The sequence below is a fragment of the Halomonas sp. GXIMD04776 genome (assembly GCF_049808615.1).
Lineage (GTDB): Bacteria > Pseudomonadota > Gammaproteobacteria > Pseudomonadales > Halomonadaceae > Modicisalibacter.
In genome coordinates, this window is the sequence record NZ_JBNCAN010000005.1 from 153,291 (window position 1) to 169,831 (window position 16,541).

Below are 16,541 nucleotides of genomic sequence, written 5' to 3' on the forward strand. Positions count from 1 at the left end.
TGAATCCTTTTTGCCCGTCACGTCATGCCTGCGTCGAGCGCAGTCTTATGACCATGTTGATCAATTCGATCGGGCCTTCCTGGGTCATCAAGGTGCAGCTGTTACGCTGGTTACAGTTCATTCGTTCGGTTTCACTCAACGGACGATCTTGCTCGTCGCGCAGGCTATCGGCGATCGCAGAGTCCACCAGCAAGGTAGTCGTTGGTTCGTCACTACTGCCGACCAGCGTGGCGGCACGTATCGCTTCCAGCTTGGGCAGTCGTTCGGCCAGGGTGGCATCCAGCACCAGGTCGCCCGGCGGAAGTTGTACCTGGCCACCTCTAGGAGCGTCGGCAAGGGCGAGCGCGATCCAATAGCTGTCACCTTTTTTCTGTTTATCCTTCTCACTCTGTATTAAATGAAATTCATCATTGAATATCGCCATGGACATGCGATCGGGAGGATTCATGACACCGACGGCATAGATCAGCACCATGAGCAGACCACCGAAATAAAGCCCATGCATCAGGTGGCCCATTCGCCGTTGGCGTTTTGCGGCCACCGGGTCGTCCGGCTCACCAGCAGAAATACCTTGGCGTGACCAGGACTGACGATTGAAGCGAAAGCTGATGTAAGTCTTCAGCAGGGCACCACCTACCTGGTTGTAGTAGAGCAAGGGCACCCACAAAAGACTGAAGCGCCCTCGCTGCCAGGCAAGTACTGACGATGCGATACTGCGGGTCAATAATACCCACAGCAGATACGCGAAGATGAACGAGGGGCGCACAAAAAGGGTTACCAGTATGGCAACCGTCGGACCGATGAGAGTGGTCCACATCGACAAGCGTTGGTCGACCAGACTCCACCAGGTGAATAACCCCATGGTGCGAGGTCCCAGCGCAATAGCGCGACCACTGGTGCGAAACATGTTGCCAAACCAGCGCTTCATCAGATCGATGGTCGATGTGAAGAAGCGGGTCTTGTCTGGTAGCTCCTCGAACCCCGATACATTGACGTCGGGAACGTAGAGCATTTTCCAGCGATTCTTGAGTAGCCAGTACCAAGTGGATTTGTCGTCCCCGGAGAGGAACTTGAAGTTACCGAAACGCCAATGCTCGACATGATCGTTCTCGACCAGCTCGATAAACTCGGAATTGGTGGCCAGTTTGGCACGAAAAGCGCTGTAGCGACCGGTAAGCACCAGTAACCGATGAGAGAGAGACATCGAGCTCATCACCAGGTGGCGCTGAGCATAGCGCAGGTCATACCACTCCTTGGTGACATCGCCGCCATTGACGATGGCGCGATTGTTGGTGGTCAGCGCCCCCAGGGCATCGTCGATGAGAAAGAACGACAGCGAGCGAGACAAGGTGCCTGGCTCGATCTTGATATCGCCGTCCATGGAGACCAGCAGTGAGCGATGGGTCGGCATACGCCGCGATATGGCACGCAGCACTTCCGCCATCGCCGAGCGCTTGCCGTCGCCTTTCTGGAACATGTAGCTGACTTCGATGTTGCCGGGCCAGTTGTTTTCGGCCATGACATGATCGATGACATCGATGTCGCTACGGTCCGAGATCGCCGCGAAAATCGTGGTGGGAACGCCATACTCCTCGGCATCGCGGATCAGGGCGTCATACACCGCGAAAGTCACTTCCGGCTCGATCCGGAAGGACGTACAGAGCACATAGAGCGCATCGGGTTTTTCGATAGCCCCCACGGCGTCTGCTTGCGTTCGCAATTCAGGAAAGACACGTCGATTGAACCAGACCGACCGTATCGCCTGAGTAAACCACCAGGAGTAACGCCAGGCACCGATGATTCCCACCGCAAGAATGAAGCTCTTCGACTCCGGGGAAAACACTTCTGCTGGAAGCTCGAAAAACAGAACTACCAGCAGCGCTGCTGCCAATAGAAATGCCGTGAGTTCAGTGATCCAGCTGGCCCCGGAAGAGCCAGATTGGAAATCGTTCATATAGAGTGTTCCTGATCGTCTATGACGAGCATACGCACCTTTTTCAATTATCAACGCCGTTACTTCAGGCGTTGAGCGTATTAGATGTTGCCGTTAATTCGACTGGAATAAGGCATTAAAGAGCTATTCATATAAAACTTTATTAAGGTCTTATAAGATAAGAGCCATCATGCAGAAATAGTCCGCTCATGCCAGAATTGGATTCTTTGCATGAGCAGAATAAGTCGAGGTGTTGGTTCATTGTCATATGGTTCAATGTTACCAACACTCAGGCGCGATAGTGTGGCTATCAGTCAGCATGGATAGCTTTAGTTGCCGTTCAATAGGTTACCTGACGCAGCGATTCACCACGCCCCATTCCGTAATAAAGAAGGCCGGCAGACTTGACCGTTTCGGGGTCGTACAGGTTTCTACCATCAATCACGACGGGGGTCTTGAGCGTTTGCTTGAGCTGATCGAAATTGACGGTACGAAATGCTTTCCACTCGGTGCAGATCACCAGCGCATCAGCACCTTCGAGAGTATCGTCACGTCTATCGGCCAGTTTGAGGTCGTCACGCTCACCGTAGATACGCAAACATTCCTGGAGAGCTTCCGGATCAAACGCCTGCACCTTGGCACCTGCCTGCCATAGCGCTTCCATCAGGTTACGGCTCGGGGCCTCGCGCATGTCATCGGTATTGGGTTTGAAGGCCAATCCCCATACGGCGATCGTCTTGCCCTTGAGGTCACCGTCGAAGGCCTGGGTGAGCTTCTCGAAGAGCTTGCTTTTCTGGCGCTTGTTGACCGACTCCACTGCATTGAGCAGTTCAGCGTTGTAGCCGACGTCACTGGCCGTGCGGGCGAGTGCCTGAACGTCCTTGGGGAAGCAGGAACCGCCGTAACCGCAGCCGGGATAGATGAAGTGGTAGCCGATACGTGGATCACTACCGATACCGTGACGGACCTGCTCGATATCGGCACCCAGATTCTCCGCCAGATTGGCGACTTCGTTCATGAAGCTGATCTTCGTTGCCAGCATGGCGTTGGCGGCGTATTTGGTCAGTTCGGCGCAACGCACATCCATGAACATCAGCTTTTCATGGTTGCGGTTGTAGGGCGCGTAGCATTCGCGCATCGCCTTCTTGACACGCTCGGAATCGGTGCCGACGATGATTCGAGCACCTTTCGAGAAGTCCTCGACCGCGGCGCCTTCCTTCAGGAATTCAGGATTCGAGCAAACGTCATATTCGAGTGCGACATTGCGCTTCTTGAGTACCTTGTCGATGGCAGCGGACACTTTATCCGCGGTACCGACGGGTACCGTGGACTTGTCGATGACGATCTTGTAGTCCTGCATGTGCGTGGCAATGGTTTCGGCCACCTTGAGCACATATTTTAGATCGGCACTGCCATCTTCATCAGGAGGGGTGCCGACTGCGATGAATTGTAGAGTGCCAAATCTGACCGCCATTTCAGCATCGGTGGTAAAGCGTAGGCGGCCAGCTTCCATATTGGTCTGAATCATTGGTTCCAGACCGGGTTCGTAAATAGGCACTTCGCCGTTGTTGAGCCTTGCCACTTTGTCCTCGTCGACATCGACGCAGACTATTTCGTGACCCGCGTCAGCCAAACAAGTACCTGTTACTAGTCCGACATACCCCGAACCGAAGATGGTAATTTTCATGGCCCCTCCATGGGTGGTTAAGTGAGTTTAAATGCAAGTGAGCTAGTTTTTTAACAGTGTTCGATATCTATTCGTGAGAAAAAATTGTGCCGCATTAAGGTTATAAATAAATGACATCGAATGATTGTAGATAAGGTTGTGGCAACAGTAATCCGGTTAACATCGCTATTAGCGAATATAGATTGGCAATATCGGACATTAGCCTAGAGGCATCATGTCGATACGTCAAACGTATCAAAATGACGACACGTAGAATAAAAAGCGTCGCCATTAAGAGTCATTGTATAACTGTTCCTTTCACGACAGCGTATTACAGGCGCATGAATATCCTTGTTCCTGCATAGCCACTTCATATCTGGGGCCGTATCTGCTCGGTATTTGCACGATTCTCTTCACAAGCGGGCTATACAGTACTAAAATGGTCCACATTGTGATCGGCAATACATGTAAGGTGAAGCGTGCTCAAGTTATCCAAGCTGACGGATTATGCTGCCGTGGTGATGGCTCAGATCGCTCGTCACCCGGAGCAGCCGCATGCTGCAAACGAGTTGGCGGAAGCGGTCAAGTTACCACGACCGACGGTAAGCAAGACGTTGAAGATGCTGGTGCGAGCGGGGTTGCTTGCGTCTCAGCGAGGTGCTCAGGGTGGATATCACTTGGCAAGACCTGCAGCTCAAATCAGCGCCAGCGATATCATCTCCGCCATCGAAGGTCCCGTGGCGATGACCGAATGCAGTCATGCAGATGGCGATTGCAGCCTGTTTGGTAGCTGCGGCGTTGCCGGCAATTGGCAGCGCGTTTCATTGGCTGTGGGTACGCTTCTCGACAGTGTGACCCTCGCGCACCTTGCTCAGTCCGCCCCGATCAAATTACCCGTTCAGTTACCCATACAGAGTGTGACACTGGCTGCTTCGGCCGGGATCGAACACCATCATACCGTTAAAGACCCACTAGCATAACGCCCGGAGGGGAGAAGACATGGCTACCGAGGAAATGGAGCAGCTTGTCCGTCGCGAATATACCCAGGGGTTCGTGACCGATATCGAAAGCGATACAGTACCGCCAGGACTGGATGAAAGCGTCATCGCCTTCATTTCCCAGAAGAAAGGCGAGCCGCAGTGGATGCTGGATTGGCGTCTCAATGCCTATCATCAGTGGCTCAAGATGAAGGAACCATCCTGGGCGCATCTGAACTATCCGCCTATTGATTATCAGGCGATCTCCTATTATAGCGCGCCCAAGAAGCCGGAAGATCGGCCCCAGAGCCTTGATGAGGTCGATCCCAAGCTACTCGAAACCTATGAAAAGCTGGGGATACCGCTGCATGAACGAGCAGCGCTGGCCGGAGTGGCCGTCGACGCGGTGTTCGATTCCGTGTCCGTGACCACGACGTTCAAGGAAAAGCTCGCCGAAGCCGGTGTGATCTTCTGTTCGATCTCCGAAGCGATTCGCGAGTATCCCGAGCTGGTTCGGCAATATCTGGGCACCGTGGTGCCCCAGGGCGACAATTTCTTCGCCGCGCTCAATTCGGCGGTCTTCACCGACGGCTCCTTCGTCTTCGTGCCCGAGGGCGTCACCTGCCCGATGGAGCTATCGACGTACTTTCGCATCAATGCCGCCAATACCGGCCAGTTCGAGCGCACTCTGATCGTGTGCGAAAAGCAGGCCCAAGTCTCCTATCTGGAAGGCTGCACGGCGCCGCAACGCGACGAGAATCAGCTGCACGCCGCCATCGTCGAGCTGGTGGCCCTGGAAGATGCCTACATCAAGTACTCCACGGTGCAGAACTGGTATCCCGGCGATGAAGACGGTAAGGGCGGGATTTACAACTTCGTCACCAAGCGTGCCGATTGTCGCGGTGATCGTTCCAAGGTCTCCTGGACCCAGGTCGAGACCGGTTCCGCCATTACCTGGAAATATCCCTCGTGCCTACTGAGAGGCAAGGACAGCGTGGGTGAGTTCTACTCCGTGGCAGTGACAAACGGACGTCAGCAGGCGGATACCGGTACCAAGATGATCCACATCGGCGAAGGCACCAAATCGACGATCGTCTCCAAGGGGATCTCCGCTGGCAATAGCGATCAGTCCTATCGCGGACTGGTCAAGATCGGCCCGCGGGCCAAGCGAGCACGCAACTTTACCCAGTGTGACTCGTTATTGATCGGTGATCGCAGCGGCGCCCATACCTTCCCTTATCAGGAAATCGGCAACAGCACCGCGACCGTCGAGCACGAGGCGACCACCTCGAAGATCGGCGAGGATCAACTCTTCTACTGCCGCCAGCGCGGTATTTCCGAGGAAGACGCGGTCAACATGATCGTCAACGGCTTCTGCAAGGACGTGTTCCAGGAGTTGCCGATGGAGTTTGCCGTGGAAGCAGAAGCTCTTCTGAACGTCACTCTTGAAGGCGCGGTGGGTTAAAGAAACGGCTGCACGGGGCTGGACGCCGGGGGCAAGGTAAAGCAAGGGTCTTTTGCCATGGATGGCAAAAGTAGCGCCCAAGGAAGGGTTTACAGCGCCCTTGCGACGCCTTGCCGCCGGAGAAGTACAGGCCGTCTAGTGGGTTATGAAGAGCGCGTAAAGTCAATTTTTAGAGATCGCCATCTTAATGCGGCTCGACAGAAAACAGGTATCAACATGCTCGAAGTCAAGGATCTGCACGTCACGGTGGAAGGCAACGAAATTCTCAAGGGCTTGAGCCTGACGGTAAACGTCGGCGAGGTTCATGCCATCATGGGGCCCAACGGGTCCGGCAAGTCCACCTTGTCCGCGGTGATCGCCGGCAAGGAGGACTACGAGGTGACCTCCGGGTCGATCACCTTCGAGGGCCGCAACGTGCTGGAGATGGAGATCGAGGAGCGTGCCCAGGCGGGGTTGCTGCTGGGCTTTCAGTACCCGGTGGAAATTCCGGGTGTGAAGAATATCTATCTGCTCAAGGCGGCGCTCAACGCCCAGCGCAAAGCGCGAGGTGAAGACGAGATCCCGGCACCGGAATTCATGAAACTGGTCAAGGAGAAGCTGGCTTTCATGAAGATGGATGCGAGCTTTTTGCAGCGTGCCGTCAACGAAGGCTTCTCGGGTGGTGAGAAGAAGCGCAACGAAATCCTTCAGATGCTGTTACTCGAACCCAAACTGGCCATGCTCGACGAGATTGACTCCGGGCTCGACATCGATGCCATGAAGATCGTCGCCGACGGCGTGAACTCCCTGCGCAGCGAAGAACGCGCCGTGCTGATGGTCACGCACTATCAACGCCTACTCGATTACATTACCCCGGATTATGTACATGTGTTGGTGGATGGTCGCATTGCCAAATCCGGTGATAAATCCCTGGCCCTGGAGCTCGAATCCCGGGGCTATGAATGGGTATTGGAGGAGTCTGCGGCATGAGTGCAGCACAAGCTTTTCTCAACCGTCTGGAAGAGCGGGTCGCCAGTCGGCGCAACGTTTCTGGGGAATCTGAACCGAGCTGGATGGCGGCGCGGCGACAGGCTGGGGCGGCGCGCTTCGAGGCGATGGGCTTTCCGACCAAGCGTGACGAGGCCTGGAAATACACCGATGTGCGCCGAATCGGTGAAGGTGATTTCGGTCTTGCGCAGAATGCGGACTTTTCACGGTCGACGGCGGCAGCTCTTGGGCTGCCGCTGGATGCCATTCGTTTAAGCTTCGTCGACGGGATGTTTTCAGCGGAACTCTCCGATCTGGCGGATATCCCTGCCGGTCTCACCGTCGAGCCCCTGTCTCAGGCGCTGAATGCCAATCATGAGGCAGTAGGTGGCAGTCTAGGGCGTTTGACCGGCGTGGATTTCTCGCCTTTCTCGGCATTGAATACTGCCTTTACAGAAGAAGGCGCAGTCATTCGCATTGGCCCGGGGGTGGTGGTCGACAAGCCGATCGTGGTGCAGTTCTTTTCCCGGGCCAATGATTCGCCGGTAATGAGCCACCCGCGTGTCTTGATCGAAGCCGGTGCCCGCAGCCAGGCTACCGTAATCGAGCATTATGTGGGCGAAGAAGAGGCCGCCAACTTCACCAACATGGTCGGCGAAATATTGCTCGAACGCGGCGCAATCCTCGAACATTACATCTTGCAGGAAGCGCCCCTGGGCGATTCTCATGTTGCCAGTCTGCATATCGATCAAGGGCGCGATAGCCGTTTTACCTCCTTCAACATCAATCTGGGCGGCGCCCTGGTGCGCAACGACCTGGTGGCGGATCTCAATGCCCAAGGCGCGGAGGCCAACTACTACGGTCTGTTCTTCGCCCAGGGTCGCCAGCACGTGGACAACCATACCCTGGTCAATCACAACGAGCCGCATACCTTTTCCAACGAGAACTATAAGGGCATCCTCGGCGATCGAGCCCGGGGCGTGTTCAACGGCAAGGTCATCGTCAAACGCGACAGTCAGAAGATCGAGGCGCATCAGAGCAATGCCAACTTGCTGCTCTCGGATCGTGCCGAGATCGACACCAAGCCGGAACTGGAAATCTATGCCGACGACGTCAAATGCTCCCATGGCGCCACCACCGGTCAGCTTGACGAGAATGCCGTTTTCGCTTTGCGGACCCGGGGCATCGATGAGCAGACGGCCCGCGGTCTGCTGACCCTGGCCTTCGCCGGCGAGGTGATGGAGCAGGTCACGCTGGATACAGTGGCAGAACGTGTCGAGCGTACCGTGGCCGGCAAGCTCCCTGAACGCTTCAATCTAGGCGATCTGGTGGAGGTGTCCGCTGCGGATGAGGCCGATAGCGCCCAAAGGAGTTCATCATGACAGCCATGACCGCTTTGAACGAGTCGGTTCTGGACGTCACGCGAGTGCGCCGTGATTTCCCGATTCTTGAGCGTCAAGTACACGGTAATCCGCTCATTTATCTGGACAATGCGGCCACCAGCCAGACGCCGCGGCAGGTCATCGAGACGCTGGATCATTACTACCGGCACTATAATGCCAATATCCATCGTGGCCTGCATACCCTGGCGGATGAGGCAACAGCGGCCTTCGAGCAGACTCGGGATAGCGTACGCGACTTCATCGGTGCCGCGGATCGCCGCGAAATCGTGTTCACCAGCGGCACCACCGAGGCCATCAACCTGGTGGCCAACAGCTGGGGGTGGGCCAATCTCAAACCCGGCGACGAGATTCTGATCTCCCAACTGGAGCACCACTCGAATATCGTGCCTTGGCAGTTGCTCGCCGAGCAGCTCGAGCTTGTCATTCGTGTCATCCCGGTGGATGAGCAGGGCGCCCTGGATATGACCGCCTATCGCGAACTGTTCACCGAGCGCACGCGCCTGGTCGCGGTCAATCATATCTCCAACGCCTTCGGTACCATCAATCCGGTGCGTGAGATGGCGGCCATCGCTCATCGCCATGGTGCACTGATCATGGTGGATGGTGCCCAGGCGGCGCCTCACGAGCCCGTGGACGTGCAGCATATCGATGCGGATTTCTACGCCTTTTCGGCTCATAAGGTCTACGGCCCAACCGGCGTTGGCGTACTCTATGGCAAGGCGGCGCTACTCGAGGCCATGCCACCTTGGCAGGGCGGTGGCGAGATGATCCGCACGGTTTCCTTCGATGCCGGCACCACCTACGCCGCAATACCGCATAAGTTCGAGGCGGGCACGCCGCCCATCGCCGAAGTCGTGGGTCTGGGGCGCGCCCTCTCTTGGGTCAACGACATCGGCATCTCGCTGATCGGCGCCTGGGAGCAGCAGCTGTTGATGCATGCCACCAAGCGCATGACGAGCATCGATGGGCTGCGCATTCTGGGTACCGCACCTCACAAGGCCGGCGTCATCTCCTTTGTCGTCGATGGTGCCCATGCCCAGGATATCGGCCTACTGATCGATCAGCTCGGCGTGGCGGTGCGTACCGGCAATCATTGTGCTCAGCCGTTATTACAGCACTTCGGTGTCGAGGCGACTTGTCGTGCCTCCTTCGCCGCCTACAATACGTTCGAGGAGATAGAGGCATTCGTCGCCGCGTTGGAGCGAGTCATCAGGATGGTGCGTTGAAACGGAGCAGACATGCAGCAACTGGAAGGGCTCTACAAAGGGCAGCAGATACCCTTGCAACGCGATATCGAGGCGATCTCGATCCCGTTTGGCAAGAGCGTCACGATCACTGAAGACAGCAGTGTCTCCGTGATGCAGGCCAAGGGAAGTACGATCAGCGTCGCCTACGAGGGACGGCTTTTCCTGATTGAGGGTAGTGATTTCGATGCGCTGGGGTTAGATCCTCTGCCGCGTCCAACGCTTTCGGCAGAGGCCAGTGAGGAAGAGATCGAGCAGTTCGTCTGGGATCAGCTAAGAACCTGCTATGATCCCGAGATTCCGGTCAACATCGTCGATCTCGGACTCGTATATGGCTGCCGTATCGAGCATTTGCTGACCGGGGAGCGCATAGTGACCGTGCGCATGACTCTCACGGCCCCGGGGTGCGGCATGGGCGATGTCATCGCCGAGGACGCTCGGCGTAAGATTCTCGGTGCTCCTCAGATATCCCGGGTACACATCGAAACGGTGTTTGATCCTCCCTGGAGCCGGGAAATGATGAGCGAGGAAGCGCGCCTGGAACTGGGCATGTTTTAAGTGATTGTGGGTTCCGTCGTTGACTGATACTCCAGCCGTTTGAGTAGGCTTGAATAGGAAATGCGATGCGGCTGGTAGCAGTGTCGATACTAAAAAATTGTGCGCTGGGTTTGACTGCCGTGATGCTGTTGATTGGTAGCATTGTGCTTGCGGCCAATGTCTGGATCGTGGCGCGCACCCAGGATCGCATCGAGCATGATTTGCCACTATGCGCCGCCGAGCCTGTAGGCGTGGTATTCGGTACGTCCTATTGGGCGCGGGGAGGAGGGCGCAACCCTCATTATTCCGCACGACTGGACGCGGCTTCTCGCCTGCTGCGCCTCAAACGCGTGCAGCATCTGCTGCTTTCCGGGGATAATCGCACGCGCTTTTACAATGAGCCGGTGACCATGTGGCGTGATCTGCGTGATGTCAATGTACCGAACAAGGACATGACATTGGATTACGCAGGTTTCAGTACCTTCGATACCTTGGTACGTGCGAAGGAGGTATTTGGACTCACGCGTATCTTGTTGATCACCCAAGAATGGCATTTGCCTCGCGCATTGTTCATTGCCGAGGCGCTTGGCTTAGAAGCGCAGGGGTGCGCCATACCTACCGAATCGGTGGAAGGCACCTGGCGATTGAAAGCACGGGAGTGGTTGGCGCGGGTAGGGATGTTGGGAGATCTCTATCTTTGGAAGCGCGAGCCTTATTTTCTCGGCCCGTCGGAGCCAATACGGATCGCTCCCTCGTCGTACTAGCATTTTTCGATTTCAGAAGATGCTTGAGCCGGTTCAGACCTGATTCAGGCCAAACTCAGCGTCTCTTGCGTGGTTTCTGTAGCCGATAAAGCTCACGTATGAGTGCGCGACATCCTTTCCAGCAGCGCTCGATAGCCGGCTCGATCAAATCGGGCAAAGGGTGTGTGTACAAGGTTGCCAGCGCCTGCATCAGCACCCGCTCCTGCTCGAGCAACTCGGCGACCAGCACCTGAGCGTCATCGCTGACAAAGCTCTTGAGACGACTCCACAGCCAGAGATAATCGTCGCGCTCGACATCCGCGTCCCGGGGGAGCAGATTGAGGTGCTGCTTGGCCAAGGCCTGCAGCTCGCGCATCGCCTTATCGCGTTCTTCGTAATGCGGCTTCAGGGTGTCGCGCAGCGAGGGACGCAAGCGCTCCAGATTGTCTTGAAAATAATCGAGACTATCCGCCAGCGCCTCCAGCACACTATCCATCGCCACTTGGCGATTATCGAGAAACATGAGCAGTCACCTCCTCCGGTGACGCAGATTGTGCGGGGGGAAACAGTGTTTTGCTAGCCCTTGAGCCAAGAATTTTTTTGTTTGCACGTTTGTGGCTCACGGCTTGCACTCGATATACCGGATATTGCTATCCCTTGGGCTTCGAGGGCGTCTTGCGCTTCGGTGCTGTATGTTTTTCCATGTGTTCGATGATCAAGCCCGCGATGTCCTTGCCGGTAGCGGTTTCGATACCCTGAAGGCCCGGGGACGAGTTGACCTCCATGATCACCGGCCCGTGGTTGGAACGCAGTAGATCGACCCCTGCCACCTGCAGTCCCATGGCCTTGGCGGCACGGATCGCGGTGGAACGCTCTTCGGGAGTGATACGAATCACGCTAGCACTGCCACCGCGATGAAGATTGGAACGAAATTCCCCCTCTGCCGCTTGACGCTTCATTGAGGCCACTACCTTGTCGCCGATGACCAGGCAGCGAATATCGGCACCCTTGGCTTCCTTGATGTACTCCTGAATCATGATGTTGGCTTTCATGCCCATGAAGGCCTGAACCACCGACTCGGCGGCCTGGTTGGTTTCCGCCAGCACCACGCCGATGCCTTGGGTGCCTTCGAGTAATTTGATGACCAGAGGAGCCCCTTTGACCATGGTGATCAAATCGGGAATATCGTCTGGGGAATGGGCGAAGCCGGTGATCGGCAGGCCCAGTCCCTTGCGCGAGAGCAACTGCAGTGAGCGCAGCTTGTCCCTGGAGCGGGTGATCGACACGTTGTCGTTGAGCACATAGGTGCCCATCATCTCGAACTGACGCAGTACCGCACAGCCATAGAAGGTAACCGAGGCGCCGATGCGAGGAATCACCGCATCGAAATGCTCCAGTTGCGCGCCTCTGTAATGAATCGAGGGACGATGAGAGGCGATGTTCATGTAGCAGCGCAGGGTATCCACGACTCTCGCGCTGTGACCGCGGCTTTCCGCAGCCTCTGCCAACCGGCGGGTGGAATATAGATTGCGGTTACGCGACAACAGAGCGATATGCATGATGTTCTCCAGGCCTGACGAAATGGAAGCAGTTTAAGGTTCGCCGTGAAGGAAGGCGGCGCCGGGGGCGACCAGCAGGCGACGCATGGCACGACGCCCCAGCAGCATGGGATGACGCATCTCGCGGCGATCCACCAGCGTCAACTCCACCGGATAGTCCAGCTCCCCCAGCAGCATATGGGTCCGCACGACATAGCGCCACTGGGCATGACCATTGGAACTGGTCACTCTGCGACGGTCATGCAGATGCATCCTGACTGGATGAGCCGGGCTCTCCGGTCCGCCGCCACGAGTGATGAAGCTGACCCACATATGACCATCATCCTCGTAGCTGTCGATGTCTTCGGCATGCAGTGCCGAGGTCCGTGCGCCGGTATCGATCTTGCAGCACAGGGATAGGCTAAGCTCGGGTAGCGTCACCATCTCGCGACGGCCCACGACTGCCTTGGCTTGATAGGGCAATGCTTTCATGACTCAGGTTCTTCCAGGACTAAATTGGTTCAGGCGCTGCCGGGTCTGAGATTCCTGGTCAGCTTGACGCAGACTGATCAACAGGGGTAAGCGCAAGCGTGGGATCAAGGCAAGGCTGCGGATCATCATGGCAAAGTGGGTGCCTTCATCTTGCGCGAGTCGTTCGATGAATCGGGGTAAGCGTTCGGCATCCTCGAGCTGTGGCCATCCCCTGGCAGCAATGGCCGCCAGCAGATCCGGGCCACAGGCCGCGCTGTCTTCGAGCAATTCATCGTACCAGGCCCCCACGATCTCCTTGTCGCTTTGTCCAACGGCGCGTACGCACCCGCAGAAGGTCTCGATATCACCCTCAAGGGCAGCCTGTTCGCCGCGCTCGATCAACGATCGGGTCAATGCATCCGATAATGGCTTATGTTCCAAACAGTGGCACAGTGGACGTAACACTTCCAGTGGTAACGCAGGTAACCGAAGGGCCAGTTCATTACCTTGTTGATCGTCGTGCCGAACGACAAAATCTGCCACGCCTTGCAGGCCCAGTGTCTGCCACTGCTCTTCTGGCGTCTGCCCCGTGAGATAGGCGTCGGCAGATTCGAAATGCTCGCTGGCCGCCCGCGCCAGATCGTGACTCGCGTGGGCATGCAGCATGGCGCGTTGGGTCATGTTCGGGGTAAACGTCAGCGGATTATCCTGCATCAGATTGTCGATGCGCTTCGCTGAATGATCGGTATCCGGTGAGGCAGTGGCGCCCAAGGTTTCCAGCAAGCGTTGCAAAAAGGCATCCCGAGGCGCCGGGTCCAACAGGCCCTGTTCGTCCAGCGGTAAGGACAAGAACCAGATCAATGGATCGTCGCGATCGCCAATCTGAAAGATGCAGGCAAATTGGGCGTGGTCCAGCCAAGGCCACGGCCAGGCAAGATCGCCCGCCTCGAAGGCGCTTAAGATACTGGCAGGGCAGGGCGCCACCTGACGTCCAAGCGTATAAAAACGAGCAGACGCGCCAACACGGGTAAAGAATTCACCAAGCGAAAGTATCGGCTGCATGACATCCTCCATGGTCGGGCGCTCACGGTAGCGCGTCATTTACCGGCTGGCCAGTCCAGGATCTGATCAAAAAATAAGCACTGATGACAAGTCATTCTGAGCCGGGGGTACGCGACGAAACTTCAGAGGTTATCCACAGGATCATGCACGCTTTGTGTGAACGATTGGGCCAGACCCTACATGATCGGGAAAATTGACAGACTCTATTAGTCAAAAGCGCGACTTTTCTTTAGGCTATGTAACCAAAAGGAATACTCGATTAGCTTCCTTATTCTTTATATGTGAAATGGAGAAGTTCATGAAACATCTTCTTGTGAGTGCATTGCTGTCTGCCTCGGTTGGTCTGTCAGGGCAAGCCTTTGCTCAAACCGGTGACGAGACACTCAAGGTCGGCATGTCCGGCAAGTATTTCCCCTTCACCTTCGTTGAGCAGGACAAGCTAAAGGGCTTCGAGGTGGATGTCATGGATGCAGTGGCCAAGCGCTTGGGTATCGATGTCGACTATGTCACCGCGAATTTTTCTGGGCTGTTCGGCATGCTCGAATCCGGGCGCATCGATACGATTGCCAATCAGATCACCATCACCGACGAGCGTCAGCAGAAATACGTTTTTACCCAACCCTACGTCTACGACGGTGCTCAGGTGGTGGTCAAGCGCGGCAACGAAAGTATCGATGGGGTCGAGGATCTGCGTGGCAAGACCGTAGCGGTCAATCTTGGCTCGAATTACGAGCAGCTGCTACGGGAATTGCCCTATTCCGATGAGATCGATATTCGCACCTACGAAAGCAACATCGAGCAGGACACCGCCCTGGGTAGAGTGGACGCCTTTGTCATGGACCGGGTCAGTGCCAGCCAGGTGATCAAGGAAAAGCCGCTGCCGCTTGCGTTGGCTGGCAAACCCTTTTCTGAGATCCGTAACGCCCTGCCATTCCGGGACGATGAAGAAGGCCGCAAGCTGCGTGATCGAGTCAACCAGGCATTGACCGAGCTTCAGGAAGAGGGCGCTCTGAGCGACATCTCACAGGAGTGGTTCGGCAGCGATATCACTCAGCCGTGAGCCTTCATGAACAGCCGTGAGATCCCGCAGAGAGCCAAGGAATTACCACTAGATGAATGCGCTTGACGTTGACTACATGCTGGGCCTGATGCCGATTCTGCTCAGCTATCTACCGCTGACCCTGGAAATGGCCGCCGCGGGTATGGTGCTGGCATTGATCCTTGCATGCCTGATGGCGGTGGTGAGGGTGCTGGCGATTCCTGGGCTCAATGCTATCACGCTGCTGTTCATCTCGTTTTTTCGCGGCACGCCGTTGCTGGTGCAGCTGTTCCTGTTCTACTACGGTCTGCCACAGTTGCTGAGCGTGCTGACTCAGATCAATGGTATTACGGCCACCATCATGGGCTTGACACTGCATTTTTCGGCTTACATGGCGGAGTCGATCCGGGCGGCCATTGTCGGCGTCGATCGTAGTCAGACCGATGCGGCGCTGTCGATCGGCATGACTCGGGGGCAGACGATGCGGCGCGTCGTGCTGCCTCAGGCAACTCGAGTGGCGGTGCCGACGCTGATGAATTACTTCATCGACATGATCAAGGCCACTTCTCTGGCATTCACTTTGGGTGTTACCGAGTTGATGGGAGCCACGCAAAAAGAGGCCGCGGGCAGTTTTCTCTATTTCGAGGCCTTTATCAGCGTGGCGCTGATCTATTGGGGAATCGTCGAATTGCTGGCCTGGCTGCAACGGCGCCTCGAGACACGACTCAACAGGGCATATCAGCGATGATCCAGATTCAAGGACTCATCAAGCGTTTCGGCGGTGAGACGATTCTCGACGGTATCGATCTGACCATCGAACAGGGCGAAATCATCGTCGTGATTGGACCTTCCGGCACCGGCAAGTCGACACTGCTGCGCTGCGTGAATTTCCTGGAGCAGCCGAATGCCGGACGAATCCAGATCGGCGACCTGGAGGTGGATGTCGCCCGGGCCACCAAGAAGGATATTCTTGCACTGCGCCGACGCACCGCCTTCGTATTCCAGAACTATGCGCTGTTTGCCAACAAGAGCGCTCTCGAGAATGTGGCCGAAGGGTTGATCGTGGTCAATGGCTGGAAGAAGGCCCGGGCCCAGGAACGGGCGCGGGAGCTTCTCGAGCGCGTCGGGCTGGGTGACAAGGCGAATGCCTATCCGGCCTCACTTTCCGGCGGGCAACAGCAGCGGGTAGGGATCGCTCGAGCGATGGCGGCTCAGGCGGAGGTGATCCTGTTCGACGAACCGACGTCATCCCTGGATCCCGAATGGGTGGAAGAAGTCCTGGGCGTGATGAAACGACTCGCCAGGGAGCGGCAAACCATGCTGGTGGTGACCCACGAAATGAGCTTCGCTCAGGATGTGGCCGATCGGGTCATCTTCATGAGCGATGGCCATATCGTCGAACAAGGCCCGCCATCGCAGCTCTTCTCGGCACCCCAGGATGAACGTACCAAGAGCTTTTTGCGCAAGGTGCTGGCGACTCAGAAGCCTCTTTGAGAA

16 protein-coding genes are annotated in these 16,541 nt (G+C 56.4%); 10 read left to right on the forward strand and 6 right to left on the reverse strand.

Annotated elements, in window-relative coordinates; all coding sequences use genetic code 11:
• Nucleotides 1–22 precede the first annotated feature (22 nt).
• Together ACPF7Z_RS05015 and ACPF7Z_RS05020 are read right to left on the reverse strand one after the other, a co-directional pair.
• On the reverse strand, nucleotides 23–1,954 hold the full coding sequence (locus tag ACPF7Z_RS05015; protein ID WP_425192082.1) for a glycosyltransferase: 1,932 nt from the start codon (nucleotides 1,952–1,954) through the stop codon (nucleotides 23–25).
• A gap of 319 nt (nucleotides 1,955–2,273) precedes the next feature.
• Nucleotides 2,274–3,620, reverse strand: coding sequence for a UDP-glucose dehydrogenase family protein (locus ACPF7Z_RS05020; RefSeq protein WP_425192083.1), 1,347 nt, complete (start codon nucleotides 3,618–3,620; stop codon nucleotides 2,274–2,276).
• Nucleotides 3,621–4,078: 458 nt separating this feature from the next.
• On the opposite strand from ACPF7Z_RS05020, the gene ACPF7Z_RS05025 reads away from it, so the two are divergent.
• From ACPF7Z_RS05025 to ACPF7Z_RS05055, 7 genes are all read left to right on the forward strand, one after another.
• A complete protein-coding gene (locus ACPF7Z_RS05025; protein ID WP_425192084.1) occupies nucleotides 4,079–4,579 on the forward strand; it encodes an SUF system Fe-S cluster assembly regulator in 501 nt (166 codons plus the stop codon).
• A gap of 19 nt (nucleotides 4,580–4,598) precedes the next feature.
• Nucleotides 4,599–6,041 carry a Fe-S cluster assembly protein SufB gene (gene sufB, locus ACPF7Z_RS05030; protein ID WP_425192085.1) on the forward strand — a complete coding sequence of 481 codons (1,443 nt, stop codon included), beginning with the start codon at nucleotides 4,599–4,601 and terminating at the stop codon, nucleotides 6,039–6,041.
• Between the two features lie 216 nt (nucleotides 6,042–6,257).
• The gene (gene sufC / locus ACPF7Z_RS05035) at nucleotides 6,258–7,010 is read left to right on the forward strand and encodes a Fe-S cluster assembly ATPase SufC (RefSeq protein WP_425192086.1); all 753 of its coding nucleotides are present in this window, start codon (nucleotides 6,258–6,260) and stop codon (nucleotides 7,008–7,010) included.
• Nucleotides 7,007–8,389, forward strand: coding sequence for a Fe-S cluster assembly protein SufD (gene sufD / locus ACPF7Z_RS05040; RefSeq protein WP_425192087.1), 1,383 nt, complete (start codon nucleotides 7,007–7,009; stop codon nucleotides 8,387–8,389). The genes sufC and sufD overlap by 4 nt, the downstream gene beginning before the upstream one ends.
• Nucleotides 8,386–9,636 (forward strand): cysteine desulfurase, encoded by a 1,251-nt coding sequence (locus ACPF7Z_RS05045; protein WP_425192088.1) that lies wholly within the window; start codon nucleotides 8,386–8,388, stop codon nucleotides 9,634–9,636. The genes sufD and ACPF7Z_RS05045 overlap by 4 nt, the downstream gene beginning before the upstream one ends.
• Before the next feature lie 12 nt (nucleotides 9,637–9,648).
• On the forward strand, nucleotides 9,649–10,212 hold the full coding sequence (sufT, locus tag ACPF7Z_RS05050) for a putative Fe-S cluster assembly protein SufT (protein WP_425192089.1): 564 nt from the start codon (nucleotides 9,649–9,651) through the stop codon (nucleotides 10,210–10,212).
• Between the two features lie 65 nt (nucleotides 10,213–10,277).
• Nucleotides 10,278–10,955 (forward strand): SanA/YdcF family protein, encoded by a 678-nt coding sequence (locus ACPF7Z_RS05055; RefSeq protein ID WP_425192090.1) that lies wholly within the window; start codon nucleotides 10,278–10,280, stop codon nucleotides 10,953–10,955.
• 55 nt (nucleotides 10,956–11,010) lie between these two features.
• Here ACPF7Z_RS05055 and ACPF7Z_RS05060 read toward each other — a convergent pair whose 3' ends face one another.
• The 4 genes from ACPF7Z_RS05060 to ACPF7Z_RS05075 all read right to left on the reverse strand — a co-directional run bounded on the left by ACPF7Z_RS05060 (nucleotide 11,011) and on the right by ACPF7Z_RS05075 (nucleotide 14,044).
• On the reverse strand, nucleotides 11,011–11,457 hold the full coding sequence (locus ACPF7Z_RS05060; RefSeq protein ID WP_425192091.1) for a hypothetical protein: 447 nt from the start codon (nucleotides 11,455–11,457) through the stop codon (nucleotides 11,011–11,013).
• A 127-nt stretch (nucleotides 11,458–11,584) separates the two neighbouring features.
• Nucleotides 11,585–12,493, reverse strand: a complete 909-nt coding sequence (gene rimK, locus ACPF7Z_RS05065) for a 30S ribosomal protein S6--L-glutamate ligase (RefSeq protein ID WP_425192092.1) — start codon at nucleotides 12,491–12,493, stop codon at nucleotides 11,585–11,587.
• A gap of 33 nt (nucleotides 12,494–12,526) precedes the next feature.
• Nucleotides 12,527–12,964, reverse strand: coding sequence for an ATP-dependent zinc protease (locus tag ACPF7Z_RS05070; RefSeq protein WP_425192093.1), 438 nt, complete (start codon nucleotides 12,962–12,964; stop codon nucleotides 12,527–12,529).
• 3 nt (nucleotides 12,965–12,967) lie between these two features.
• The gene (locus ACPF7Z_RS05075) at nucleotides 12,968–14,044 is read right to left on the reverse strand and encodes a DUF3549 family protein (protein ID WP_425192094.1); all 1,077 of its coding nucleotides are present in this window, start codon (nucleotides 14,042–14,044) and stop codon (nucleotides 12,968–12,970) included.
• A 259-nt stretch (nucleotides 14,045–14,303) separates the two neighbouring features.
• On the opposite strand from ACPF7Z_RS05075, the gene ACPF7Z_RS05080 reads away from it, so the two are divergent.
• Genes ACPF7Z_RS05080 through ACPF7Z_RS05090 form a run of 3 tightly spaced genes read left to right on the forward strand, consistent with a single transcriptional unit; the run spans nucleotide 14,304 to nucleotide 16,538 of the window.
• Complete coding sequence (locus ACPF7Z_RS05080) at nucleotides 14,304–15,065, forward strand: amino acid ABC transporter substrate-binding protein (protein ID WP_425192095.1); 762 nt, start codon at nucleotides 14,304–14,306, stop codon at nucleotides 15,063–15,065.
• A 52-nt stretch (nucleotides 15,066–15,117) separates the two neighbouring features.
• Nucleotides 15,118–15,792, forward strand: a complete 675-nt coding sequence (locus ACPF7Z_RS05085; protein ID WP_425192096.1) for an amino acid ABC transporter permease — start codon at nucleotides 15,118–15,120, stop codon at nucleotides 15,790–15,792.
• Nucleotides 15,789–16,538, forward strand: a complete 750-nt coding sequence (locus tag ACPF7Z_RS05090; protein WP_425192097.1) for an amino acid ABC transporter ATP-binding protein — start codon at nucleotides 15,789–15,791, stop codon at nucleotides 16,536–16,538. Before ACPF7Z_RS05085 ends, ACPF7Z_RS05090 begins: the two co-directional genes overlap by 4 nt.
• Nucleotides 16,539–16,541: the final 3 nt, after the last annotated feature.